Source organism: Pseudomonas sp. GW821-FHT02A08 (assembly GCF_059422045.1).
Window position 1 is genome coordinate 153,257 of sequence record NZ_JBWKWD010000004.1, and the last position, 26,111, is coordinate 179,367.

The 26,111-nt window shown below is 61.4% G+C and carries 21 protein-coding genes and 1 pseudogene; 6 read left to right on the forward strand and 16 right to left on the reverse strand.

The window, feature by feature from the left end:
* The first annotated feature begins 15 nt into the window (after positions 1-15).
* The 6 genes and pseudogenes from AC07W4_RS04915 (at position 16) to AC07W4_RS04940 (ending at position 4,395) form a co-directional block, all read left to right on the forward strand.
* Positions 16-288, forward strand: a complete 273-nt coding sequence (locus tag AC07W4_RS04915; protein WP_007989280.1) for a twin-arginine translocase TatA/TatE family subunit — start codon at positions 16-18, stop codon at positions 286-288.
* A gap of 10 nt (positions 289-298) precedes the next feature.
* The gene (gene tatB, locus AC07W4_RS04920; RefSeq protein WP_008047818.1) at positions 299-748 is read left to right on the forward strand and encodes a Sec-independent protein translocase protein TatB; all 450 of its coding nucleotides are present in this window, start codon (positions 299-301) and stop codon (positions 746-748) included.
* The gene (gene tatC, locus AC07W4_RS04925) at positions 745-1,539 is read left to right on the forward strand and encodes a twin-arginine translocase subunit TatC (protein ID WP_007989278.1); all 795 of its coding nucleotides are present in this window, start codon (positions 745-747) and stop codon (positions 1,537-1,539) included. Before tatB ends, tatC begins: the two co-directional genes overlap by 4 nt.
* Positions 1,536-2,243, forward strand: a complete 708-nt coding sequence (locus AC07W4_RS04930; protein ID WP_008047816.1) for a 16S rRNA (uracil(1498)-N(3))-methyltransferase — start codon at positions 1,536-1,538, stop codon at positions 2,241-2,243. Before tatC ends, AC07W4_RS04930 begins: the two co-directional genes overlap by 4 nt.
* 235 nt (positions 2,244-2,478) lie before the next feature.
* Positions 2,479-3,540 (forward strand): annotated as a pseudogene (locus tag AC07W4_RS04935) (methyl-accepting chemotaxis protein); the annotation flags it as partial.
* A gap of 141 nt (positions 3,541-3,681) precedes the next feature.
* Entirely contained in the window at positions 3,682-4,395 is a 714-nt protein-coding gene (locus AC07W4_RS04940) for a methyl-accepting chemotaxis protein (protein WP_495031741.1), read from the forward strand.
* A gap of 200 nt (positions 4,396-4,595) precedes the next feature.
* Here the strand turns inward: AC07W4_RS04940 and mdoH are convergent, their stop codons facing one another.
* The 16 genes from mdoH to hutU all read right to left on the reverse strand — a co-directional run bounded on the left by mdoH (position 4,596) and on the right by hutU (position 26,064).
* On the reverse strand, positions 4,596-7,166 hold the full coding sequence (mdoH, locus tag AC07W4_RS04945) for a glucans biosynthesis glucosyltransferase MdoH (RefSeq protein WP_495031706.1): 2,571 nt from the start codon (positions 7,164-7,166) through the stop codon (positions 4,596-4,598).
* Positions 7,159-8,973 (reverse strand): glucan biosynthesis protein G, encoded by a 1,815-nt coding sequence (locus tag AC07W4_RS04950; protein ID WP_495031707.1) that lies wholly within the window; start codon positions 8,971-8,973, stop codon positions 7,159-7,161. Before AC07W4_RS04950 ends, mdoH begins: the two co-directional genes overlap by 8 nt.
* A gap of 321 nt (positions 8,974-9,294) precedes the next feature.
* On the reverse strand, positions 9,295-9,732 hold the full coding sequence (dtd, locus tag AC07W4_RS04955) for a D-aminoacyl-tRNA deacylase (protein ID WP_495031708.1): 438 nt from the start codon (positions 9,730-9,732) through the stop codon (positions 9,295-9,297).
* Positions 9,729-10,700 carry a prolyl aminopeptidase gene (gene pip, locus AC07W4_RS04960; protein WP_008047805.1) on the reverse strand — a complete coding sequence of 324 codons (972 nt, stop codon included), beginning with the start codon at positions 10,698-10,700 and terminating at the stop codon, positions 9,729-9,731. Before pip ends, dtd begins: the two co-directional genes overlap by 4 nt.
* A gap of 104 nt (positions 10,701-10,804) precedes the next feature.
* Entirely contained in the window at positions 10,805-11,710 is a 906-nt protein-coding gene (locus AC07W4_RS04965; RefSeq protein WP_495031709.1) for an alpha/beta hydrolase, read from the reverse strand.
* Positions 11,711-11,856: 146 nt separating this feature from the next.
* Positions 11,857-12,813: a choline ABC transporter substrate-binding protein gene (locus AC07W4_RS04970; protein ID WP_495031710.1), complete on the reverse strand. Its 957-nt coding sequence runs from the start codon at positions 12,811-12,813 to the stop codon at positions 11,857-11,859.
* Positions 12,814-13,073: 260 nt separating this feature from the next.
* Positions 13,074-13,877 carry an N-formylglutamate deformylase gene (gene hutG, locus AC07W4_RS04975; protein WP_495031711.1) on the reverse strand — a complete coding sequence of 268 codons (804 nt, stop codon included), beginning with the start codon at positions 13,875-13,877 and terminating at the stop codon, positions 13,074-13,076.
* Positions 13,878-13,887: 10 nt separating this feature from the next.
* On the reverse strand, positions 13,888-15,093 hold the full coding sequence (hutI, locus tag AC07W4_RS04980; protein WP_495031712.1) for an imidazolonepropionase: 1,206 nt from the start codon (positions 15,091-15,093) through the stop codon (positions 13,888-13,890).
* A gap of 17 nt (positions 15,094-15,110) precedes the next feature.
* Positions 15,111-16,517 carry an amino acid permease gene (locus tag AC07W4_RS04985; protein WP_495031713.1) on the reverse strand — a complete coding sequence of 469 codons (1,407 nt, stop codon included), beginning with the start codon at positions 16,515-16,517 and terminating at the stop codon, positions 15,111-15,113.
* 109 nt (positions 16,518-16,626) lie between these two features.
* Complete coding sequence (gene hutH / locus AC07W4_RS04990; RefSeq protein WP_495031714.1) at positions 16,627-18,159, reverse strand: histidine ammonia-lyase; 1,533 nt, start codon at positions 18,157-18,159, stop codon at positions 16,627-16,629.
* 113 nt (positions 18,160-18,272) lie between these two features.
* Complete coding sequence (hutH, locus tag AC07W4_RS04995; protein ID WP_495031715.1) at positions 18,273-19,796, reverse strand: histidine ammonia-lyase; 1,524 nt, start codon at positions 19,794-19,796, stop codon at positions 18,273-18,275.
* Positions 19,797-19,963: 167 nt separating this feature from the next.
* Entirely contained in the window at positions 19,964-20,794 is an 831-nt protein-coding gene (locus tag AC07W4_RS05000) for a quaternary amine ABC transporter ATP-binding protein (protein ID WP_007975542.1), read from the reverse strand.
* A complete protein-coding gene (locus AC07W4_RS05005) occupies positions 20,791-21,642 on the reverse strand; it encodes an ABC transporter permease (protein ID WP_008047789.1) in 852 nt (283 codons plus the stop codon). The genes AC07W4_RS05000 and AC07W4_RS05005 overlap by 4 nt, the downstream gene beginning before the upstream one ends.
* A 70-nt stretch (positions 21,643-21,712) precedes the next feature.
* Positions 21,713-22,681, reverse strand: coding sequence for an ABC transporter substrate-binding protein (locus tag AC07W4_RS05010; RefSeq protein ID WP_008047787.1), 969 nt, complete (start codon positions 22,679-22,681; stop codon positions 21,713-21,715).
* A gap of 69 nt (positions 22,682-22,750) precedes the next feature.
* Entirely contained in the window at positions 22,751-24,220 is a 1,470-nt protein-coding gene (locus AC07W4_RS05015) for a purine-cytosine permease family protein (protein ID WP_495031716.1), read from the reverse strand.
* A 161-nt stretch (positions 24,221-24,381) separates the two neighbouring features.
* A complete protein-coding gene (gene hutU / locus AC07W4_RS05020) occupies positions 24,382-26,064 on the reverse strand; it encodes a urocanate hydratase (RefSeq protein ID WP_008047783.1) in 1,683 nt (560 codons plus the stop codon).
* Between the last annotated feature and the right edge of the window lie 47 nt (positions 26,065-26,111).

A 26,111-nucleotide genomic window follows, 5' to 3' on the forward strand; every position in this document is an offset into this window, starting at 1 on the left:
GAGAGGAGCAGCAGCATGGGCATTTTTGACTGGAAACACTGGATCGTCATCCTGGTTGTAGTGGTACTGGTGTTCGGCACCAAGAAACTGAAAAATCTCGGCACCGACGTCGGCGAATCGATCAAAGGCTTCAAGAAAGCCATGAACGACGACGAAAAGCCGGCCGACCCGAATGCGACCCCGGCCCAACCGGTTCCACCGGTGCAGCCCCAGGCCTCTGTAAACCAGCCGCACACCATCGACGTGCAGGCACAGAAAGTCGAAGAGCCGATCCGCAAAGACGTGTGAGCGCAGACTAATGTTTGGTATCAGCTTCTCTGAACTGCTGCTCGTCGGTCTCGTCGCCCTGCTGGTGCTGGGCCCCGAGCGCTTGCCGGGCGCTGCGCGCACCGCCGGCCTGTGGGTCGGGCGCCTGAAGCGCAGCTTCAACGCGATAAAACAGGAAGTTGAACGTGAAATCGGTGCCGACGAAATTCGTCGGCAACTGCACAACGAACACATCCTGTCGCTTGAGCAGGAGGCGCGGAAAATCTTCACGCCGACCCAGCAGGAGCCGACGCCGGTCGAGCATGTGGGTGCGCAGACGATTCATGCGCCTGCCCCCGCTGCCGCGACAACGCCTGCTGTTGCGGCTGTCGAGCCTGCGCCGATTGTTGCTGCAACCACTCCGGTTGAACCCGTTACACCTGCGGCTGCGCCCGTTGCGCCGGCCCCTCATGACCCAACACTGCCGCCGCGAGCCCCATGAGCGATCTCCCAGAAAACGACCAGCACATGCCGCTGGTTTCGCACCTCACCGAGTTGCGTACCCGACTGCTGCGCTGCGTAGCGGCGATTTTCATCATCTTCGCCGGCCTGTTCGCCTTCACCCAGCAGATCTACACCTTCGTCTCCACGCCGCTGCGCGCGTACCTGCCCGCCGGCGCGACGATGATTGCCACCGACGTGTCGTCGCCGTTCCTGACGCCACTGAAGCTGACGATGATGGTCTCGCTGTTCCTGGCCATCCCGGTGATCCTGCACCAGATCTGGGGTTTCATCGCCCCGGGCCTGTACAAGCATGAAAAGCGCATCGCCGTGCCTTTGCTGGTCTCCAGCATCTTTCTGTTCTACGCCGGCATGGCATTCGCCTATTTCCTGGTGTTCCCGCTGATCTTCAAGTTCTTCGCCTCCGCCACCCCGGCCGGCGTGGAAATGATGACCGACATCACCAGCTACCTCGATTTCGTCATGACGCTGTTCTTTGCCTTTGGCGTGGCGTTCGAAATTCCGGTGGCCGTGGTGCTGCTGGTGTGGATCGGCGTGGTCGACGTCAAATACCTGAAGAAGATCCGCCCGTACGTGATCATCGGCTGCTTCGTGGTCGGCATGATCCTGACGCCGCCGGACATCTTCTCGCAGACCCTGCTGGCCGTGCCGATGTGGCTGTTGTTCGAGATCGGCATCCTGTTTGGCAGCCTGATCAGCAAGCGTGGCGAGCATCCGGACGACCAACCGGCTGACGACCATAACGACCAGCCGCCAGCGACCCAAGCGTGAACCTGCTGCTCCTTGAAGAGGCCGATTTCATTGCGGCCGACCGCGCGGTCCTGCGTGATCGCCGCTTGACGCACATGCAGGAAGTCCACCGCTGCGAAGTCGGTGACAGCATGCGCGTCGGGCGGATCGGCGGCTTGATGGGCTCGGCTGAAGTGCTGCGCCTGGACGCCGACGAAGCGGAATTGCGCGTCACCCTCGACCAGCCACCACCGGCCAAGCTGCCATTGACCCTGGTATTGGCCCTGCCGCGCCCCAAGATGCTGCGTAGGGTGTTCCAGACGGTGGCGGCCATGGGTGTGCCGCGTATCGTGCTGGTCAACAGCTATCGCGTCGAGAAGAGCTTCTGGCAGACCCCGTTCCTGGAGCCTGAGGCGATTCGCGAGCAGTTGATCCTCGGCCTCGAACAGGCCCGGGACAGCGTGCTGCCGGAAGTCGTGATCGAAAAGCGCTTCAAGCCCTTCGTCGAAGACCGTCTGCCCGCGATCACCGAAGGCACCCTCGGCCTGGTGGGGCATCCGGGCAATTACCCGCCCTGCCCTCGTGCCCTCAGCGAACCGGTGACCCTGGCCATCGGCCCCGAAGGTGGCTGGATTCCCTACGAGATCGACCTGCTGGGCAAGTCCGGCCTGCAACCGGTGCAACTGGGCGAGCGCATCTTGCGCGTTGAAACCGCCGTGACCGCGCTGCTGGCACGCCTTTTCTAACTACGCATAACCCGTAGCAGCTGGCGAAGCCTGCGTTCGGCTGCGAAGCAGCCGCAAAACCCGGCACCTCAGTCATTCTGGTTGACCGAGTACAGCGTATAGACGACTGCTTCGCAGCCGAACGCAGGCTTCGCCAGCTGCTACAAGGAAAGCGTCCCCCCCGACATCTACAGAATGTCGCCAGCCTGCCGATACAGTCTCCATAAAACCAAATTGCGGTCCAGGGAGTTTCAGCATGTACCAATGGCTAGCCGAAAATCTGGGAAACGTCAGCGTCAAACGCAAGCTGGGGATCGGCTTCGGCCTGGTGCTGTTACTCACCCTGCTGATCACCTTTACCGGCTGGAGCGGCCTGAGCGACGTGACCAGCCGTGGCGATAAACTGGGGTTCATCGCCAGTCTCAACGACCTGACCAAGGACTTGCGCATTGCACGCCTGGACTACGAGATGCGTCGCGGCGAACAAGGTCCGGGCGCCGTCAACGATCTGCTGGGCAAGCTCGAAAGCGGCCTGCAGACCGCCCGCGGCCTGATCGAGCAACCGGCTGACACGGCCATGGTCGATCAACAACTGGCTGCTGTCGCCGAATACCGTCGCGCCTTCAACGACATGACCCAGGCCGGCGCCCATCGTGAAGACGCCCGCAGCAAACTCGGCGCCACCGCCGACAACGCTGTGGCCCGCGTCGCCGAAGTGGAAAAATCCATGCTGCAAAGTGACAGCGTGGCGGCGTTCAACAGCGTCATCGACCTGAGCAAACTGATCCAGCAGGCGCGCTTCCAGGTTCGCGGCTACACCTACAGCGGCAAGAGCGAAGCCGAACAGCCAGCCCTCGACGCGATCGACAACGCCCTGAAGAACCTCGAGAGCCTGCCGGCCAAACTGCCTGAAGAACACATCGCCAACCTGCAACAGGCAACTGACTCGCTGAAGGCCTATCGCGCCGCCGTCAGCCAGTTCCGCGACTCCCAGGTGGCCAGCGCCAAGGCCCTGGCACGCATGTCCGCCCAAGGCGAAACCCTGTTGGACATGAGCCAGAAACTCACCGTCTCGCAAACCGTCGTGCGTGACACCGACGCCGCCCACGCCAAGAACATGCTGACCCTCGCTACCGTGCTGGCCATCGCCTTCGGCCTGCTGGCCGCCTGGGCGATCACCCGGCAGATCATCATTCCGTTGAACCAGACCCTGGTCGTGGCCCAGCGCGTCGCCAGCGGCGACCTGACCCATAACCTGACGTCGCAGCGCCGCGACGAACTCGGCCAGTTGCAGCGTGCCATGCAAAGCATGACCCAAGGCCTTCGCGAGCTGATCGGCGGCATCAGCGATGGCGTCACGCAGATCGCCAGTGCCGCCGAAGAGTTGTCTGCAGTCACCGAGCAGACCAGCGCCGGGGTCAACAGCCAGAAGGTCGAGACCGATCAGGTCGCCACCGCCATGAACGAAATGGCCGCCACCGTGCAGGAAGTTGCGCGCAACGCCGAAGAAGCTTCCGAAGCCGCCGTCGCCGCCGACCAGCAGGCACGCGAGGGCGATAAAGTGGTCGGTGAAGCCATCGCCCAGATCGAGCGCCTGGCCAAGGAAGTCGGCCACTCCACCGAGGCCATGGGCGAACTCAAGCGCGAAAGCGACAAGATCGGCAGCGTACTCGACGTCATCAAATCCGTTGCACAGCAAACCAACCTGCTGGCCCTCAACGCCGCCATCGAAGCCGCCCGCGCCGGTGAAGCCGGACGTGGTTTTGCCGTGGTCGCCGACGAAGTCCGCAGCCTGGCCCAGCGCACCCAGAAGTCCACCGAAGAGATCGAAGAGCTGATCGTCGGCCTGCAAAACGGCACCCGGCAAGTGGCGACCATCATGGACAACAGCCGCACCCTGACCGACAGCAGCGTCGAACTGACCCGCCGCGCCGGTGGCTCACTGGAAAGCATTACCCGCACGGTGTCGGCGATCCAGGCGATGAACCAGCAGATCGCCGCGGCTGCCGAACAGCAAAGCGCCGTGGCCGAAGAGATCAATCGTAGCGTGCTGAATGTGCGGGATGTGTCGGATCAGACTTCGGCAGCCAGTGAAGAGACCGCAGCCTCCAGCGTTGAGCTGGCACGGTTGGGGACGCATTTGCAGATGCTGGTGGGCAAGTTCAGGGTTTGAGGTGATCCGCATGCCTCGGTTTACTCAGGACCGAGGTGATGCCTTCGCGGGCAAGCCCGCTCCCACATTGGAATGCGGCCCCCTGTGGGAGCGGGCTTGCCCGCGAAAGCGATCGACCAGACGCTGCCATTACAGAGTCTGGTGCAAGCTCAAGAACAAACTTCAAGCCATAAAAAAACCCGCTTTCGCGGGTTTTTTCATTACGCCATCTGAGGTTGCACACTCAACGGCTTAAGCGGCAGCAGTGGCGCATGGGGATCAGCCTTGACCGACTTGCGCCATGCACCGAGCCACTCGGCATGCCCTTCAGACCAGACCTGCTCATGCAGGCGAGCCAAGGCCACCGGATCGCTCAACAACTGCACACGCTCGTTGTTGGTCAGGCCTTCCGGTCCGACTTTCATCGCGTGGCGAACCCGCTCGATCCGCAGCCATTCGATCGGCTCGGCCTGATTGTGCCGGGAAGTCGCCAGCGAGCACGCCAGGGCGTTCTGCTGTGGATCGACCACCGAACGGACGAAGCCGTCGTTCAGCGCGTGCCAGCGGTTTTCGTGGGTGTACTGGTCGGTTGCCAGCAAGGCCTGCGGCGGATTGTATTCCTCAGGGATCAGGAACAGGCTCTCGTCGCGGGATTTGAGGCCAAGGCCGACGCGGCTGGAGATCACCGAGACGGGAATCGACAGCATCAACGAACCGACGATCGGCACCAGCCACCACAGGAAGCTCGGGTTCAGCCAGATCACCAGCATGGCCCAGAAGAAGCCCAGCAGGGTTTGCGGGCCGTGGCGCTTGACCGCTTCGCTCCACGGCGTGGAGTCGTCGTCACGTTGCGGCGAGTTCCAGGTCGCGGCCCAACCGAGGAACGCGGCGAGGACGAAACGGGTGTGGAAGATCATCCGCACCGGCGCCAGCAGCATGGAGAACAGCATCTCCAGCAACATCGACAGGGTCACCTTGAACTTGCCGCCGAACTCTTTCGCGCCCTTGGCCCAGATCAGGATGATGCTCAGCAGCTTCGGCAGGAACAGCAGCACGATGGTGGTCGAGAACAGCGCAATCGCCTTGTCCGGGTGCCATTGAGGCCACAACGGATAGAGCTGACGCGGCTCGAGGAAGTACTGCGGCTCCATCAGCGTGTTGACCGCCAGCAGCGCGGTCGACAGCACCAGGAAGAAGAACCACAACGGCGCCGACAGATAGGACATCACGCCGGTCAGGAACACCGCGCGGTGCACCGGGTGCATGCCCTTGACCAGGAACAGGCGGAAGTTCATCAGGTTACCGTGGCACCAGCGACGGTCACGCTTGAGTTCGTCCAGCAGGTTTGGCGGCAGTTCTTCATAGCTGCCTGGCAAGTCGTAGGCAATCCACACGCCCCAGCCTGCACGGCGCATCAACGCGGCTTCAACGAAGTCGTGGGACAGGATCGAGCCGGAGAACGCGCCTTTACCCGGCAACGGCGCCAAGGCGCAGTGGTCGATGAACGGCTTCATGCGGATGATTGCGTTGTGGCCCCAGTAGTGCGATTCGCCCAGTTGCCAGAAGTGCAGGCCGGCGGTGAACAGCGGGCCATACACGCGAGTGGCGAACTGCTGCATGCGCGCATACAGGGTGTCCATGCCCGACGCCCGCGGCGCGGTCTGGATGATCCCGGCGTCCGGCGTGGCTTCCATCAGGCGTACCAGACTGGTCAGGCACTCACCGCTCATCACGGAGTCGGCGTCGAGTACGACCATGTACTTGTAGTCACCGCCCCAGCGACGACAGAAGTCGTCGAGGTTGCCGCTTTTACGCTTAACGCGACGGCGACGACGGCGATAGAAGATCTTGCCAAAGCCCCCGGCTTCACGACAGACGTCCAGCCAGGCCTGTTGCTCGGCGACACAGATATCGGCGTCGTTACTGTCACTGAGGACGAAGAAGTCGAAGCGGTCCAGGTCACCCGTGGCCGCCACCGACTCGAAGGTCGCCCGCAGGCCGGCGAATACCCGTGGCACGTCTTCGTTGCAGATCGGCATCACCAGGGCGGTGCGCGCATCCTTTGGAATCGGCTCGTTGCCGGCACTTTTACCGGAGATACGGTATTTATCGTGACCGGTCAGCAATTCGAGGAAGCCCATCAGCGCGGTCCAGAAACCGGCCGACACCCAGCAGAACAGAATCCCGAACAGGATCAGGATGCTGGTCTGCAATGCGTACGGCAGCACTTGCGTGGCGGTTTGCAGCAGCGGTTGGTGCAGCACTTCGTTGAGGTCGACGAACGACCAGCCCTGGTACGGCATGATGCCTTTCATGTACCAGCCGGCGACGACGGTCTGGCCGAGCATCAGCAACAACAGAATGTAGCGACGGATCGAACCCACGGTACGCCAGCGCGCGGCCGGCAATACACGTTCGTCCTTCGGCGGCTTCGGCGGGTTGGTACGACCGGTCATCCGGCGCCAGCCACGCACCAGAATATTGGTGCGCCACGGCTCCGGCACGACCTTGGTCCGCCGGATCGGCGGGGTCGCCTTGAGGCAGACCCGGCCGTTGGTGTCGAGCACCAGCATTTCCGCGTCCTGCAGCTCTTCGGCAGTGCTCAGGGTCAGGCGTTTGCCCACCGAAGCCTGGGCGGCTTCGGTCGGGGCGTCGAACGTCGACGATGACAGGCGTTCATGCAATTCGCTGAAGGACTGGCAGCCCGCGAGTTCCGCGCGCTGCTCGTCGGTCATCGGCAGATGCGCCAGATACTCGGAAAGAGTTTCTGGCCGTACTTGTGAGTTACTCATCGGCAGGCAACTGATAGCTCCAGGTCTCGGTCAGGACTTCTTCAGTCGGGGCCGATTCCGGTGTGGCTGGGGCCGCGTCGGCAGCGGCAGGCTGCTTGGCGTCTTTATTGGCCTTGTCCTTGGCATCTGCAACAGGCTTGGCTTCGGCCTGCTTGGCCTCCGCTTGCCTGGCTTCCTTGTCCGCTTTCTCTTGTTGCTTGGCGGCAACCTTGTCGGCCTTGGCAACCGACGAGTTCGACGACGGAATCGAAGTCTTGGCCAGGTCCGCCGGCACGATGTTCTGCACCAGTGCGGCACGCATCTCGGTGGATTTGCCCGGATCCTTGATCTTCATCCGCAAGGTCAGGCGCCAGCCCTTGGTTTCAGGGTTGTAGCGCACGCTATTTTCCACCAGTTCGGCGTTGTCGCCGACGCTGACCTGGCTGCGAACGTCCGCATCGGCCGGCAATGCAGCCAGGGACGGGCCTTCGAAATCCACCAGGTAGGCAACGCTGCCGTCCGGCTGACGAATCAGGTTGGACTGTTTGACGTCACCGGTGGAACGCAGGGTCTGTTTGACCCAGGCGCTGTCTGGCGCGTGAATCGAGTCTTCATCCATGGTCCAGTGCATACGATAAGCGACATCGAGCGGCTGGCCAGGTTCCGGCAATTTTTCCGGGTTCCAGAAGGCAACGATATTGTCGTTGGTTTCGTCGGCGGTCGGAATTTCGACCAGGTCGACGGTACCCTTGCCCCAGTCACCCTTCGGCTCGATCCAGGCGCTTGGACGCTTGTCGTAGCGGTCGTCGAGGTCTTCATAGTGGCTGAAATCGCGGCCACGTTGCAGCAGACCGAAGCCGCGCGGGTTTTCCACGCTGAAGTTGCTCACGGCCAGGTGTTTCGGATTGTTCAGCGGACGCCAGATCCACTCGCCGTTGCCGGCATGGATCGCCAGGCCGCTGGAGTCGTGCAGTTCGCGACGGTAGTTCAGTACTTTCGACGGCTGGTTGGCGCCGAACAGGAACATGCTGGTCAACGGGGCGATACCCAGCTTGCCGACCTTGTCACGCAGGAACATCTGCGCCTTGACGTCGACGATGGTGTCGCTGCCCGGACGCAGGGTCAGGCGATAGGCGCCGGTGGCACGAGGAGAGTCCAGCAGGGCGAAGATCACCAGGTGCTTGTCGCCTGGCTTGGGCTGCTGAATCCAGAATTCGCGAAAACGCGGGAATTCTTCGCCGGACGGCAAGGCGGTATCAAGCGCCATGCCGCGAGCGGACAAACCATAGACGTGACCCTTGCCGACGACGCGGAAGTAGCTCGCGCCGAGCATGGTCATGATTTCGTCTTGCTTGTCGGCCTTGTTGATCGGGTACAGCACACGGAAACCGGCATAACCCAGTTGTTCGGTGGCCTTGGGATCGAACTGCATGTCGCCGAAGTCGAAACGACTCGGATCGTACTTGATCTCTTCGACGGTGTTCGCGGTGATTTCGTTGATTTTCACCGGCGTATCGAAATGCATGCCCTGGTGATAGAAGGACAGCTTGAACGGCGTCTTCTGATCAGCCCACTCGGCTTTTTCCGTCAGAAAACGAATTTTCTGATAGTCCGCGAATTTCATGTCGCGGAACTCGTTCGGCAGGTTACTGCGCGGCGCTTCGTATTTCTGCGCGGCCAGCTCTTTTGCCTTGGCCGATACATCATCCAGACTGAATGCCCAAAGCTGACCGGCGCTGAGCAGGCAGAGCAGTGCAGAGCCCGCTACCAGGGCGCTGCGTAACCGTTTGGCAGACAATTTTGGTGCGTTACAGGGACTAACAATCACGAGCAACCCTCGCCGAAAACAGATCAAAAAACCAACGGCCAGTTAAAGGGCCTGCACGGTGTACGGCATGAAAAAACCGCCCTTGCAAACCACTCTTGCCAAGTTGGCGAGCATTGTTCCGACTCCGCTGGGGCGAAATGATTCCCCAATCGGATCCGGACAAGTCTCTACCTAAGTCAAAATGGACCAACGAACGCTGATCCCCGTAGCGCGGGATTATCTAGTAGGCCGCGTTACAACGCATCAGGGGTAACAAAGTATTTATCGCGAAAAAGCCCTGTTTTCAGTCGAAATGAACGTAAAAACTTGTTTCAAACGCTTTCAGGTCTGTAACAGGAAGGTTACCGGGCCATCATTGACCAGGTGCACCTGCATATCCGCGCCGAATCTACCTGATGCCACAGTGCCATGCACCTGTTTCGCTTTGCTTAATAGATAGTCGAACAGCTCCTCGCCCAGCGCCGGAGGAGCCGCGGTGGAAAAACCCGGACGCAGCCCGCTTTTGGTATCGGCAGCCAGGGTGAACTGAGAGACCAGCAGCAACCCGCCGCCCACATCCGCCAGGGACAGATTCATCTTGCCCTCAGTGTCGCTGAATACCCGATAGTTAAGCAGTTTATTAAGAAGTTTGTCGGCGCTGGCCCGCGTATCGTCGGGCTCGACGGCTACCAGGACCAGCAATCCCTGATCGACGGCGCCCACGATCTCGCCCGCGACTTCGACTCGCGCGCCGCGCACCCGTTGCAGCAGGCCCTTCATGCTTCTTCAGGCGGCAGGTCGAGCAGACGCCGGGCCATCTGATTGGCGGCGCGGACCAGCGCGTCGGTGATGCCAGGCTCGGAAGCGGCATGACCGGCATCGCGGATGACCTGCAGTTCGCTGTTCGGCCAGGCCTGATGCAATTCCCAGGCGTTATCCAGCGGGCAGATCACGTCATATCGACCATGGATGATCACGCCGGGCAAATGGGCGATCTTGCCCATGTCGCGGATCAGCTGGTTCTGCTCCAGGAAGGCGTGGTTGCTGAAGTAGTGGCATTCGATGCGGGCAATCGACAACGCACGTTGTGGCTCGGAGAAACGGTCGACTACCAGCGGGTTGGGACGCAGGGTCGCGGTGCGTCCCTCCCAGGTGGACCAGGCCTTGGCCGCGTGCATCTGGGCTATCTGGTCGTTGCCGACCAGCCGCTTGTGGAACGCGGTGAGCAAGTCGTCGCGCTCGTCCAGCGGGATCGGCGCGATGTAGTCCTGCCAGTAATCGGGGAACAGACGGCTGGCGCCGGCCTGGTAGAACCATTCGATTTCCTGCGGACGGCAGAGAAAGATCCCACGCAGGATCAGGCCATGTACCCGCTCAGGATGGGTTTGCGCGTAGGCCAGCGCCAGGGTCGACCCCCAGGAGCCGCCAAACAGCACCCATTTGTCGATGCCCAGGTGCTGGCGAATCCGCTCGAGGTCGGCGACCAGATCCCAGGTGGTGTTGTTTTCCAGACTGGCATGGGGCGTGGAGCGACCACAGCCGCGCTGGTCGAAGGTGACAATGCGATAGAGGTTGGGATCGAAGAAGCAACGACTCTGGGCATCACATCCGGCACCGGGGCCGCCGTGGATGAACACCACCGGCAAACCTTCCGGTGAACCACTTTCGTCGACATACAGGGTGTGGGTCGCATCGACGGCCAGATCGTGCCGGGCGTAGGGTTTGATCTGCGGGTACAAAGTCTGCATTGCGCACTCCGTAAGGGGTCGAGGTCATCCCTGGGGGGACTTCTATTATTCTGCCGTCCGGCATCATAAACCCGATTTACGTCAATGAGCATGCCCGCGCGAAGTCAGAGTTTTTCCGCAAGATAACCAAACAAGGTTTCGTACAGCGCATCGACCTCGGCCACCTGCCCGCGGGCCCGCAAACAGCCATGGACCAGGCCCTCGCCGACATACAGCGTGGCAGCCCCGCCCGCAGCGTTCAGTCGCTCGGCATACCGCACGCCGTCATCACGCAACGGGTCGAATTGCGCCACGGCGATCCATGCCGGTGGCAATCCCCTGAAATCCGTGGCGAGCAATGGCATGGCGTAGGCAGTCGGATGGCGGGTGCCCCGCAGGTAAAGGGCGTGATAGCAATCGACGTCACTGCTGCTGAGTAAGGGCGCGTCGACGCACTCACTGCGCGATGGCAGCCGGTGATCGCCGCCCAACCCCGGATAGATCAGAACCTGCGCGCAGGGCAACGGCTCGCCGGCATCGCGCAGTGCCAGGCACAACGCTGCTGCGAGATTGCCACCGGCACTGTCACCGGCCACCAGCATGCGCTCCGGATCGAGTTGAAACGGCCCGGTGCGCAGCGCCCGCCAGACCTTCAGGCAATCATCGAACGCGGCGGGGAACGGATGCTCCGGTGCCCGGCGATAATCGACGGCGATCACCAGCACACCGAGTGCCGATGCCAATTCGGCACAGATGAAATCGTGGGAGTCCAGGTCCCCCACCACCCAGCCGCCGCCATGCAGGTAAACGATGCACGATGCTCCACTGGCCGGTGGCTGATAGGAACGGACAGCAACGCCGGACAACTCGAAATCGACCACATACAACCCGACGGGACGTGCCGGAGTAAACGCCCGGCACATCTCGCTGTAGGCCAGGCGCAATCCGGCGAGGCTGCTGTCGGTACTGTTGAAACTGACGGTTTTCTCGACGAATGCCGTCATCTGCTCGGAAAGCGGGTAAGGAGCCATGAGCCTGGTGTCAGCCTTTTCAGAGGTACATGGGAAGACCTGGTTCCTGTGGGAGCGGGCTTGCTCGCGAAGAGGCCAGCACATTCAACCTCTATGTCGACTGTCCATCCGCCTTCGCGAGCAAGCCCGCTCCCACAGGTTGGATGTCAGTTTTTCAGGCTGGCCTGAACCGTGGCGATGCCATCCTTGCCATCGAAACCGCTGACACCCGCCAGCCAGCGCTGCAAGTCTTCGGGATGGTCGCGCAGCCACTTTTTCGCGACATCCTGAGCGGTTTGACGCTCCATGATCGGCACCATCAACTGGCTTTCCTGGGCGGCGGTGAACGTCAGGTTCTCCAGCAATCGATTGACGTTCGGGCAGCGCTCGGCGTAATCCGGCGCGGTTACGGTGGAAACGGTCGCGGCGCCTTCATTCGGCCCATACACGTCTTCGCTGCCGGTCAGATAGTCGATCTTCATGTTGATGTTCATCGGGTGCGGGGTCCAGCCGACGAATACCACGAACTCCTTGCGATTTACTGCCCGCTGTACGGCGGCGAGCATACCGGCCTCACCGGACTCGATCAGTTTGAAGTCCTTCAGGCCGAAGTGATTGGTCTCGATCATGGTTTTGATGGTGGTGTTGGCGCCGCTGCCCGGCTCGATGCCGTAGATCTTGCCGCCCAGTTGGTCCTTGAACCTGGCGATGTCGGCAAAGGTTTTCAGGCCCGCCGCCGCCACATAGTCAGGGACTGCGAGAGTAGCCTGGGCGTCGGCCAGGCTCGGTTTGTCCATGACCTTGACCTGATTGGCCGCCACGAAGGGAGCGATGTTTTTATCCATCGCCGGTTTCCAGTAACCGAGGAAGATGTCCAGGCGCTTGTCGCGGATGCCGGCGAAGATGATCTGCTGCACGGCGCTGGTTTGCTTGCTTTCATAGCCCAGACCATTGAGCAGCACATCGGCCATGCCACTGGTGGCGATCACGTCGGTCCAGTTGACCACGCCCATGCGCACGGATTTGCAGGAGGCGTCGTCCGCGGCCATGGCGCCGGCGCTCAACAGAGCGGTACCGCAGAAGATTGAGAGACAGCGGGTGAACAGACCTTTGGGGCTTGTCATAGAGAGCATTCTCGTGCGGCAGCGGATTATTGTCGGGGCGGTGTCTTTGTGCACCGTGGCCAGAACATTACGCAGCAGACGAGCGGTAAAAGCGAACTGTGGCGACCGTGTTTTGCACGGTGGCGACTGTCCTGCCCAGCCGAACGCATAACTTGTGGGAGCGGGCTTGCTCGCGAAGGCGGTGTGTCTGTCAACACAAGTGTCGACTGATCCACCGCCTTCGCGAGCAAGCCCGCTCCCACAGGGTTATGCGACGGGGTTTAACGGTTGTAGTGCTTCTCGCCCCAGGCCAGCAACCCTTGCAGCAACTCCTTGAGCACCACCCGCGTCGGTTCCGCCAGGTCCGGGCGATAACGGAACGGCTCGAACTCTTCCATGTAGGTGCACTGCCCCAGCTCCAGTTGCACCGCGTGGATGTTCTCGGCCGGATTGCCGTAATGGCGGGTGATGTGCCCGCCCTTGAAGCGTCCGTTGAGTACATGGGTGTAATTGTCGTGAAGCGCGCAGATCGCTTCCAGCCGGGTCGCAAGCTGTGGATCGCAACTGGCGCCATTGAAGGTGCCGAGGTTGAAGTCCGGCAGCTTGCCGTCGAACAGGTGCGGGATGATCGAGCGGATCGAGTGCGCATCGAACAGCAGCGCGTAGCCGAACTCGGCTTTCATCCGCGCCAGTTCTTGCTGCAAGGTGCTGTGGTACGGCGTCCAGATCTGCTCCAGATAGGTCGCGCGCTCTTCTTTCGAAGGCTCCAGCCCCTCGCGGAACAACGGCACGCCGTCGAACAACGTAGCCGGGTACAGGCCGGTGGTCGCGCCCACGTACAACGGCTTGTCGTCGGATGGCCGGTTCAGGTCAATGACGAACCGTGAGTACTCGGCGGCCAGGGTGCTGGCGCCCAGTTCGGCAGCGAAGTCGTAAAGCTGCGGGATGTGCCAGTCGGTGTCCGGCAGGCTTTTCGCGTCAGGGATCAACCCGGCTTCGACTGCCGGGGTCAGGCGCACGCCGGCGTGAGGCATGCTGATCAGCAGCGGTACGCGGCCTTGTTTGAAGTTCAGAACCTTATCCACAACAGATCTCCTACAGACTTGATTCGACGCCGTGGCGCACGACGCGTTTTTCCAGGTCGCCGCCCAGCCAGTAACACAGGTCGGCCGGACGATCGATTTGCCAGGCGACGAAATCCGCAACCTTGCCGACCTCCAGCGAGCCATGGGTGTCGGCCATGCCCAGCGCGGTGGCGGCATGAATCGTCGCGCCGGCGAGGGCTTCTTCCGGGGTCATGCGGAAGCAGGTGCAAGCCATGTTCAGCATCAGGCGCAACGACAGTGCCGGCGAGGTACCGGGGTTGAGGTCGCTGGCGATGGCGATTTTCACACCATGCTTGCGCAGGGCTTCCATCGGCGGCAATTGGGTTTCACGCAGGAAGTAAAAGGCGCCGGGCAACAGCACCGCGACCGTGCCGGACTTGGCCATGGCGATAGCGTCGTCTTCGGTCATGAATTCCAGGTGATCGGCGGACAACGCGTGGTAACGCGCCGCCAGGCTCGAGCCGTGCAGCGACGACAATTGCTCGGCATGCAGCTTCACTGGCAAGCCCAGTTCCTGGGCGGTGATGAACACCCGCTCGACCTGCGCCGGGGAGAACGCCAGGTACTCGCAGAACGCGTCCACCGCGTCGACCAGCCCTTCGGCGGCCAGGGCCGGGAGCATGTCGGCACAGATGTGATCGATGTAGTCGTCGGCGCGATCGGCGTATTCCGGCGGCAAGGCATGAGCCGCCAGGCAGGTGCTGCGCACGCTGACCGGCAGTTCGGCGCCGAGGCGACGGGCCACACGCAGCATCTTGCGCTCGTTGGCCAGGTCCAGGCCGTAGCCGGACTTGATTTCGATGCTGGTGACGCCATCACGCATCAGGCTTTTCAGGCGTTTGGCGGCACTGGCGAACAGTTCATCTTCGCTGGCCGCGCGGGTGGCGCGCACGGTGCTGGCGATGCCGCCGCCGCTGGCGGCGATTTCCGCGTAGCTGACGCCTTGCAGGCGCTGTTCGAATTCGCCGCTACGGTTACCGCCGAACACCGTGTGAGTGTGGCAGTCGATCAGGCCCGGCGTGACCCAGGCCCCGTTCAAATCATTGACAGCCGGGTACTCGCCCGCCGGCAACTCACCGCGCGGGCCGATCCACTCAATGTGCGCTCCTGACGTCACGATGGCCGCGTCCTCGATGATCGAGTAGACGCCTTGTGCCATGGTTGCGACGTGACAGTGTTGCCAGAGAGTTTTCATCCGTGGCCTCCATTAGGTTATCGATGAGAAAAAGTAGGATCCTGCGTCACCAGGGCTGCCTGGCCCGCCGCCGGTTTCACCCACGTCAGGTAAGCCAGTACCAGCAACACGATCCAGACCACGCCGACGATCAGCGCTGCCTGGGTGTCCGGGAAATAGCCCAGCACGCCGAAAATGAACAGCATGAAGGCAATCGCCGCCGCCGGCGCATAAGGCCAGAGCGGTACCGGGAATTTCAGTTGCGCAACCTGCTCGGCGCTCATGGACCGGCGCATGGCCACTTGGGTCACCAGAATCATCAGCCAGACCCACACCGTGGCAAAGGTCGCGATGGAAGCGATCAACAGGAACACGTTTTCCGGGATCAGGTAGTTCAGCAACACGCCCAGCAACAGCGCGGCACTCATCACCACCACCGTCATCCATGGCACGCCATTGCGCGACAGGCGGGCGAAGCCCTTGGGTGCATGCCCTTGCTGGGCCAGACCGAACATCATGCGGCCAGCGCCGAAGATGTCACTGTTGATCGCCGAAATCGCCGCCGTGATCACCACGATATTGAGGATGGTGGCCGCCGAGCCGATCCCCAGCTTGTCGAAAATCTGCACGAACGGGCTGCCCTGGCTACCGATCTGCTGCCATGGAAAGATCGACATCAGCACCAGCATCGTCAGCACGTAGAACAACAGGATCCGCAACGGTACGGCATTGATCGCCCGGGGAAGCACGTGCTGCGGGTCTTTGGCTTCACCTGCCGTTACACCGATGATTTCAATACCGCCAAACGCAAACATCACCACCGCGAACGAAGCGATCAGACCGCCCATGCCATTGGGCATGAAGCCGCCGTGGCTCCAGAGGTTGCTGATGTCGGTCGCCTGGCCAGGGGCCGAGCTGATGCCGAACCACATGATGCCGAAACCACCCAGGATCATCGCGACGATGGCCGCAACCTTGAGCAGCGACAGCCAGAACTCCATTTCACCGAAGACTTTGACGTTGCACAGGTTCAGGCCGCCGACGATGGAAACGACCCCCAGCACCCAGATCCAGCGGGAAACCTCCGGGAACCAGAAGCCCATGTAGATACCGAATGCCGTGACGTCGGCCATGCCGACGATGACCATTTCGAATGCGTAGGTCCAACCGAGGACGAAGCCCGCCATCGGCCCCAGGTAGGTGCTGGCGTACTGGCCGAAAGAGCCGGTCACCGGGTTGTGCACCGCCATCTCACCGAGGGCGCGCATGACCATGAACACCGCCGCGCCACCGATCAGGTAAGCGAGCAGTACCGCAGGCCCGGCCATTTGAATGGCCGAGGCGGATCCATAAAACAGCCCGGTGCCGATCGCCGACCCCAGCGCCATGAAGCGAATATGTCGGGCAGAGAGCCCGCGTTTCAAACCTTTTTCTGGCTGTTGCATTTCTCGTCCCTAATTATTGTTATTCGACGCTAAATCGAATCGCTGGCAAGCCAGCTCCTACAGGTTCAACGCGATCCATGTGGGAGCGGGCTTGCTCGCGAAGGGGCCCTTACAGGCTAGGCAGCAACTTCACCGTCACCAGCTCGTTCAGGCAGCGCGAGGCCAACAATTCAGTCGCCGCATTGATGTCCGGCGCGAAAAAGCGGTCTTTCTCATAGAAAGGCACTTCGTTACGCAGGATGGCACGGGCCTTTTCCAGTTTCGGCGAGGTCTTCAGACCATTGCGCAGGTCCAGACCCTGAACGGCCGCCAGCCATTCCACCGCGAGAATCCCGCGGGTGTTCTCGGCCATTTCCCACAAACGCTTGCCAGCCGCCGGCGCCATGGAAACGTGGTCTTCCTGGTTGGCGGAAGTCGGCAGGCTGTCCACCGAATGCGGATGGGACAACGCCTTGTTCTCGCTGGCCAGTGCCGCCGCAGTCACCTGGGCGATCATGAAGCCGGAGTTCACGCCGCCATTGGCCACCAGGAACGGCGGCAGTTGCGACATGTGCTTGTCCATCATCAGCGAGATACGGCGTTCGCTCAGGGAACCGATTTCAGCGATGGCCAAGGCCATGTTGTCAGCGGCCATGGCCACCGGCTCGGCGTGGAAGTTGCCACCGGAGATCACGTCACCTTCAGCGGCGAACACCAGCGGGTTGTCCGATACGGCATTGGCTTCGATGGCCAGCACTTCGGCGGCCTGACGGAACTGGGTCAGACAGGCGCCCATGACTTGCGGCTGGCAGCGCAGGGAGTACGGGTCTTGTACCTTCTCGCAGTTTTCGTGGGAGTCGGAGACTTCGCTGCGCTCGCCCAGCAGATCGCGGTAAGCGGCGGCGGCATCGATCTGGCCTTTCTGGCCACGGGCAGCGTGGATGCGGGCGTCGAACGGCGAACGCGAGCCCAGGACCGCTTCGACGGTCAGGCCGCCCAGCGCCAAGGCACCGGCGAACAGGTCTTCACCTTCGAACAGGCCACGCAGGGCAAAAGCGGTGGACACTTGAGTGCCGTTGAGCAGCGCCAGGCCTTCTTTCGCGGCCAGGGTCAGCGGGGTCAGACCGGCGACTTTCAGCGCTTCGGTGGCTTCCATCCACTCGCCTTTATAGCGCGCCTTGCCTTCGCCCAGCAGCACCAGCGACATGTGGGCCAGCGGCGCCAGGTCACCGGAAGCACCGACCGAACCTTTCAATGGAATATGCGGGTAAACCTCGGCGTTGATCAGGGCGATCAGCGCGTCGATTACCACACGGCGGATGCCAGAGAAACCACGGCTCAGGCTGTTGACCTTGAGCACCATGATCAGGCGCACCAGCTCATCGCTGATCGGCTGGCCAACACCGGCGGCGTGGGACAGCACCAACGAGCGCTGCAGGTTTTCCAGGTCTTCGCTGGCGATGCGGGTCGAGGCCAGCAGGCCGAAACCGGTGTTGATGCCGTAGGCGGTGCGGTTCTCGGCGAGGATCTGTTCCACGCAGGCCACGCTGGCTTCGATCTGGGCCGAGGCGCTGTGGTCGAGGGTCAGTTTCACCGGCTGCTGGTAGACGTCACGCAGTTGGGCGAGAGTCAGTTGGCCGGGAATCAGGTTTAGCGCAGTCATTTTGTGCTCCTTTTGAGAGTTGTTATTAACTCACCAGACGCTCCGGAGATGTCCGTTGTCCGTCGCGTCTGCCTTTTGGGGAGCCGCGCCTTGGCACGCTGGTGTTATGGAAATCAGTTCAGTTCGGGAAAAGCGTTGTGCAGCAAAATCGGGTCTTTCAATACCGCGGCAGCAGCGGCGATGTCCGGTGCCAACCAGCGATCCTGGTCGTAGGGGGCAACGTGCTCGCGCAGCAGACGCCAAGCGGCATCGGTGCCCGCGCCGAAGCGTTGCTCTTTCAAGAATTCAAACGCCTGGGCTGCCAGCAAATACTCGATGGCGAGGATCTGCGTGCAGTTTTCCAGCGCGCGATGCAACTTCAGCGCGGCGTTGGTACCCAGGCTCAGGTGATCTTCCTGCAGGCCCGACGTCACGTAGTTGTCCAGCACCGCCGGTTGCGCCAGTTGACGGTTCTCCGCGCACAGCGAAGCGGCGACGTATTGCACGATCATCATCCCGGAGTTCACTCCCGGGTTGGCCACCAGGAAGGCCGGCAAGCCGCTGACGTGCGGGTTGATCAAGCGGTCCAGACGGCGCTCGGCGATGGATCCGATTTCCGCCATGGCAATCGCCAGCAGGTCCGCCGCCATCGCCACGGACTGGCCGTGGGGGTTGGCCTGGGACACCACGCGATAATTGTCCGCAGTGCCCAGCACCAGCGGGTTGTCGGTGGCGCCGTTTAGTTCGGTTTCAATCTGTTTGGTCGCGTGTACCAGTTGATCGCGCGCGGCGCCGTGAACCTGCGGGATCGAACGAATGCTCAGGGCATCCTGGGTACGAATGCCTTTGCTCTGGGCGATCACTTCACTGCCGTCGAGCAAGGCCCGCAGGTTGATCCCGACCTGTTGCATGCCCGGGTGCGGCTTGAGCGCGATGATCTCGGCATCGAACGCGTCGATCTGCCCACGCTGGGCTTCAAAGCTCATCGCACCGATCACGTCGGCCCATTCCAGCAGGCGCGTGGCATCGGCAATCGCCAGGCAGCTCAGGCCGGTCATGCATGGCGTACCGTTGACCAGGCACAAACCATCCTTGGCACCGAGCTTGACCGGTTGCAGGCCTTCTTCGGTCAGCGCTTGCTGCGCGGAAACGATCTGGCCGCGATAGCTGACATTGCCGACACCCAGCAGCGCGATACCGATGTGTGCCATGTGGGTCAGGTAGCCCACGGAACCCTGGGACGGCACTTGCGGAGTGATGCCACGGTTGAGCAGCGCCAGCAGTGCTTCGACGACCTGACGGTGCAGGCCGGATTTGCCATGGCTGTAGTTGACGACGGCGGCGCACATGATCGAGCGGGTCTGCTCATTGGTCAGTGGCGCGCCAACGCCACAGGCGTGGCTGAGCAAGGTGTTGCGCGACAGCTGGCTGAGTTGTTCGTCCTGCAGCGAGACGTTGCACAGCGCACCCAGACCGGTGTTGATGCCGTAGGCACGTTCGCCGCTGGTGACGATGCGCTGGACGATGGCCTGCGCGTTTTCGATGCGCGCCCAGACCGGCGCCGACAGCTCAAGCTGTGCGCCATGACGGGCTACGGCCACCACATCCTGCCAACGCACCGGGGCATCGGCGATAACGATTTTTTCAGCCTGGGACATCTTCAACCTCTGCGTACAACCTGAATATTGATACAGCTTCACTGACGCCTTCGCGGGCAAGCCCGCTCCCACAGTGGTTGCTGGTGTAATCAAAACTGGTGTTCGACACCGATCCTTGTGGGAGTGGGCTTGCCCGCGAAGGGGCCGGCCCGGCTACCACAACTTTCTCAGACCACCGCCGCCCGACGCTGCACAAAGCGGTCGACATACTCATCCGCCGGCGAATGCAGGATCTCTCTCGGCGTGCCGACCTGGATCAGGCGGCCGTCCTTGAGGATCGCGATGCGGTTGCCGATGCGCACGGCCTCGTCGAGGTCGTGGGTGATGAAGACGATGGTCTTGTGCAGGGTCTTTTGCAGCTCCAGCAACTGGTCCTGCATCTCCGCGCGGATCAGCGGGTCGAGGGCACTGAACGCTTCGTCCATCAGGATGATGTCGGTGTCCGCCGCCAAGGCGCGGGCCAGGCCCACACGCTGACGCATGCCGCCGGAGAGCTGGTGCGGGTATTTGTTTTCGTAGCCCTTGAGGCCCACGGTGTTGATCCAGTGCAACGCGCGCTCGGCGCACATGGCTTTGCTTTCGCCACGGATTTTCAGGCCGTAGGCGACGTTGTCCAGCACGCTCTTGTGCGGTAGCAGGCCGAAGCTTTGGAACACCATGCTGATCTTGCGCCGACGAAATTCGCGCAGGGCTTCCATGTCGTATTGCAGGATGTCCACGCCATCCACCAGGATCGCGCCGCTGGTCGGGTCGATCAAGCGGTTGAAGTGGCGTACCAGGGTCGACTTGCCGGAACCCGACAGGCCCATGATCACGAAGATCTCGCCGCTGCCGATGCTCAGAGACAGGTCGTTCACGCCGACCACGCAGCCGGTTTCGGCCAGCACCTGGTCCTTGGTCTTGCCCTGGCCGACCATGGCCAGCGCGTCCTTGGCACGGTTGCCGAAAATCTTGAAGACGTTCTTGACTTCGATCTTGCTCACGGTTGCGTTGTTCATTTGCTCACCTCATGCCGTGCGCGACCGTACGCCTGTGTAATGCGGTCGATCACCACAGCCAGAATCACGATCGCCAGACCGGCTTCAAGGCCACGTCCGACGTTGAGGGTCTGAATCCCCACCAGCACGTCTTCACCCAAGCCACGGGCACCGATCATCGAGGCGATCACTACCATCGACAGGGCCATCATGGTGGTCTGGTTGATGCCCGCCATGATGCTCGGCAGGGCCAGCGGCAGTTGCACGCCGAACAGTTGCTGCCAGCGGTTGGCACCGAAGGCGTTGATCGCTTCCATCACTTCGCCGTCGACCTGGCGAATGCCCAGATCGGTCAGGCGGATCAGCGGTGGCGCGGCGTAGATCACCGTGGCGAAAATCGCCGGGACCTTGCCCAGGCCAAACAGCATCAGTACCGGGATCAGGTACACGAAGCTCGGCATGGTCTGCATGATGTCCAGCAACGGCATCAGTATCGAACGCAGGCGGTTGCTGCGCGCCGAGAGAATGCCCAGCGGAATGCCGATCAACACCGAAATGATCGTCGCCACCATCATCAGCGCCAGGGTCTGCATCAGCTTGTCCCAGAGGCCGACCGCACCCACCAGGAACAGCAGGCCGACGATTACTGACGTGGTCACGACTTTACGGGTCGCGTGCCAGGCCACGCCCGCCACGATCGCCAGCATCAGCCACCAGGGCGCTGCACGCAGCAGGCTTTCAAGATTGACGATGGCCCACAACAGCGTATCGGAGATGTGCCGGAACACGTCGCCGTAGTTGGTGACCAGCGAATCGACCCAACCGTTGACCCAGTCGGCGATGGAAAAGGTAAAGCTTTCGGGAAACATAAGAGACTCTCAATCAAGGGGTTGCGATCAAGCATCCGACTGCCGTTGTCGGCAGTCGGAGAAGCTCAACCTACAAGGCCGCGTCGATCTTTTTGGCTGCGTCTTCGCTCACCCATGCGTGCCAGACTTCAGGATGTTCCTTCAAGAAGATCTTGGCCAGTTTTGGCGACTCGATCCGCTCTTTGGTCATGCGCCCAAGGTTCTGGTTCAGCAGGTCGATCGGCACGTTGACCTTTTCCAGCACGGCCACCAGTTCCGGGGCTTCGTCGTGGAAGGTCTTGGACAGGCCGACCTTGATGGTCACAGTCTTGTTCACGCCTGGTTTCTCTTCGAGTTTCACCACGTCGACCTGGCCCATCAGCGGGGTTGGCGACCAGTAGTAGAACAGGATCGGCTCGCCACGCTTGTAGCTCGACAGCACGGCGGCATCCAGCGCCGGGCCGGTGCCTGGGCGGAAGTTGGTGTAGGTGCTTTCCAGACCGTAGCTTTTCAGCATTTCGCTGTTGTCCAGCTCACAGGTCCAGCCGGCCGGGCAGTTGTAGAAACGCCCCTTGGATGGCTCTTCGGCGTCCTTGAAAATCGCCGAGTATTTGCCCAGGTCGGCAATGTTTTTCAGATCCGGAGCCTTGGCTTCCAGCTTGCGCTTGGCGTCGCCTTCGATCACGTAGCGTGGCACGTACCAGCCTTCGATCGCGCCAACAACCGGCGCGCCGACACCGACGACCTTGCCGGCCTTCTCGGCCTTGTTCCAGACTTCGCTACGGCCAACCCATTCTTCGGCAAACACTTGAATATCGTTGCTGCCCAGGGCGTTTTCCATGGTGATGGAGTTGCCCGGCAGGCTGTCGGTCTTGCAGTCGTAGCCTTTCTCCAACACGACTTGCATCACGTCGGTCAGCAGCATGGCGCTTTCCCAGTTCAAACCGGCGAATTTCACCGGTTTGCCCGACTCGCACCAACCCGCCGCCTGAGTGGCGCCAGCGCTGGCCAGCAGGCCCATGGAAAGCAATGTGGTCAGCAGGGTCTTGTTCGATTTCATTGTTGTGACGCTCCTAATCATGAATTGGCTTACGGCAGTCAAGAGGCATCCAGCCCTGTCCACGTCCAATCAGGCCTGCGCCGCAGCGCGACCGACATTCAGCTTTTGTTCGATGATCGCGTCCTGCTCGACCGGCAGGATCAAACGATCAGGCACTGTGCCGTGCCATTTTTTCGCACACAGGTAATACAGGGCTGCGGGAATCACCAGACCGATGATCCAGGAAATATCCACATCACCCAGGGCCGCCACCAGCGGACCGGTATAGAACTTGGTGGAGATGAACGGCAGCTGCACCAGCACACCGAACACATAGACGCTGATACCGAGAAGGTTCCAACGACCGTAGCGACCGTTCGGATCGCCCAGCGCCGGCACGTCATAGCGCTCGCGAGTGATGCAGTAGTAGTCCACCAGGTTGATCGCACTCCATGGCGTGAAGAACGCCAGCAAGAACAGGATGAAGGACTTGAACGCACCGAGGAACGAGTGCTGGCCGAGCAACGCCATCAGGGTCGCAGCACCGACGATGACCAGCACGAAGACCAGGCGCTGCAAGCGCGTGACTTTCAGGTCACCACGGAAACCGCTGATGATGGTCGCGATGCACATGAAGCTGCCGTAGGAGTTCAGTGTGGAAATGGTGACCTTGCCGAACGCGATGCTGAAGTACAGCAGCGCAGCGGTGGCACCGGTTCCGCCCAGACCCACGATGTACGCCACTTCGTGGCCGGCGAATTGCCCGTTGGCCGAAGCGGCAGCGAATACGCCGAGGACCATCGCCACCTGTGCGCCAATGACCGAACCTGCGCCTGCGGCAAAAAAAGTTTTCACCGAGGAAATGTTGCTCGGCAAGTAGCGAGAATAGTCAGCCACATAAGGGCCGAAGGCGATCTGCCAGGACGCCGCGAGCGACACCGCGAGCAAGAAACTGCTCCAGCTGAAGTGGCGGATCTGCAACAGAGCGCCAACGTCAACCTGGCTCATCAGACGGCTGAACAGATAAATAAAGGCAATCACGCCAACGACACTGGCAACACGGCCAATCCAATGGATCACCCGATAACCGAGCACCGTGACCAGCACGATGACACTGGCGAAAAGGAGGATACCGACGGTGTCGCTGACCCCAAACAACTGGCCCAGCGCCTGGCCGGATAACACGGTTCCCGTTGCGGTGAAGCCCAGGTACATCAAGCAGACCAATACGATCGGGATGGCCGCGCCGTACACGCCGAACTGTACCCGGCTGGAAATCATCTGCGGCAGGCCGAGCTTGGGGCCTTGAGCCGCATGCAGCGCCATCACGCCACCACCCAGTAATTGACCGATCAAAAGACCGATCAATGACCAGAACACATCACCGCCCAGCACCACGGCGAGCGCCCCGGTGACAATCGCGGTGATTTGCAGGTTGGCCCCCATCCACAGGGTGAACTGGCTAAACAGACGACCGTGTCTTTCCGCTTCCGGGATGTAGTCGATCGAGCGTTTCTCGATCAACGGTTTATTGCCTGCACGTTCGTCAGTGACAGCCATGGTTCAACCTCTATGGATTGTTATTCTGGGTTGGTTTGAATCTTTGCAGTTCCTGTAGCAGCTGCCGAAGGCTGCGTCGGGTTGCGAAGCGACCCCGGCATTCCAAAGCGGAACGAAGGTCCTTCGGCCCTTAACGCCGCCTGCGGCAGCTGCTACATGGCTTATTTACCGGTAATCATCGGCAGGTTCAGCCCTTGTTCCTTGGCGCAGTCGATGGCGATCTGGTAACCGGCATCGGCGTGACGCATGACGCCGGTGGCCGGGTCGTTGTGCAGCACGCGAGCAATACGCTCGGCCGCTTCGTCAGTACCGTCGCAGACAATCACCATGCCCGAGTGCTGGGAGAAGCCCATGCCGACGCCGCCGCCGTGGTGCAGGGACACCCAGGTCGCGCCGCTCGCGGTGTTGAGCAAGGCGTTGAGCAGTGGCCAGTCGGAAACGGCGTCGGAACCGTCCTGCATCGATTCGGTTTCGCGGTTCGGGCTCGATACCGAACCGGAGTCCAGGTGGTCGCGGCCGATCACGATTGGCGCGGACAACTCGCCGCTGCGTACCATTTCGTTGAACGCCAGGCCCAGCTTGGCGCGCAGGCCCAGGCCAACCCAGCAGATACGTGCCGGCAGACCCTGGAAGCTGATGCGCTCGCGGGCCATGTCCAGCCAGTTGTGCAGGTGGGCGTCGTCCGGGATCAGTTCCTTGACCTTGGCGTCGGTCTTGTAGATGTCTTCAGCGTTGCCCGACAGTGCAGCCCAACGGAACGGGCCGATGCCACGGCAGAACAGTGGACGGATGTAGGCCGGTACGAAGCCCGGGAAGTCGAATGCGTTTTCCACGCCTTCTTCTTGCGCCATCTGACGGATGTTGTTGCCGTAGTCGAAAGTCGGTACGCCCATTTTCTGGAACTCGAGCATCGCTTTGACGTGCACGGCCATCGATTGCTTGGCGGCCTTCACCACAGCGGCTGGTTCGGTCTTGGCGCGAGCGCGGTATTCGTCCCAGGTCCAGCCGGCCGGCAGGTAGCCGTTGAGCGGGTCGTGGGCGCTGGTCTGGTCGGTGACCATGTCCGGGCGCACGCCACGCTTGACCAGTTCCGGCAGGATTTCAGCCGCGTTGCCCAGCAGCGCGATGGAAATCGCCTTGCCTTCTTTGGTGTATTTGGCGATGCGGGCCAGAGCGTCGTCGAGGTCGGTAGCCTGCTCATCGACGTAGCGGCTTTTCAGACGGAAATCGATGCTGACCTGCTGGCACTCGATGTTCAGCGAGCAAGCGCCGGCCAGGGTTGCAGCCAGAGGCTGGGCGCCACCCATGCCGCCCAGGCCAGCGGTCAGTACCCACTTGCCCTTGAGGTCATCGTTGTAGTGTTGGCGACCGGCTTCGACGAAGGTTTCGTAGGTGCCCTGGACGATGCCCTGGCTGCCGATGTAGATCCAGCTGCCGGCGGTCATCTGGCCGTACATGGCCAGGCCTTTGGCGTCCAGTTCGTTGAAATGCTCCCAGTTCGCCCAGTGTGGAACCAGGTTGGAGTTGGCGATCAATACGCGCGGTGCATTGCTGTGGGTCTTGAACACGCCGACCGGCTTGCCGGATTGCACCAGCAGGGTCTCGTCGTCGTTCAGGTTGGTCAGGCTTTCGACGATCTTGTCGTAGCATTCCCAGTTACGTGCAGCGCGACCGATACCACCGTAAACCACCAGTTCCTTAGGGTTCTCGGCGACTTCCGGGTCGAGGTTGTTCATCAGCATGCGCAGCGGCGCTTCGGTCAGCCAGCTCTTGGCGGTCAGCTTGTTACCGCGTGCGGCACGGATTTCAACGTCACGAAACTTAGTAGGTTTAATGTCAGTCACGAAAAAGACTCCTCAGCAATCAATCCAAACCAACCCAGGCACTGGGC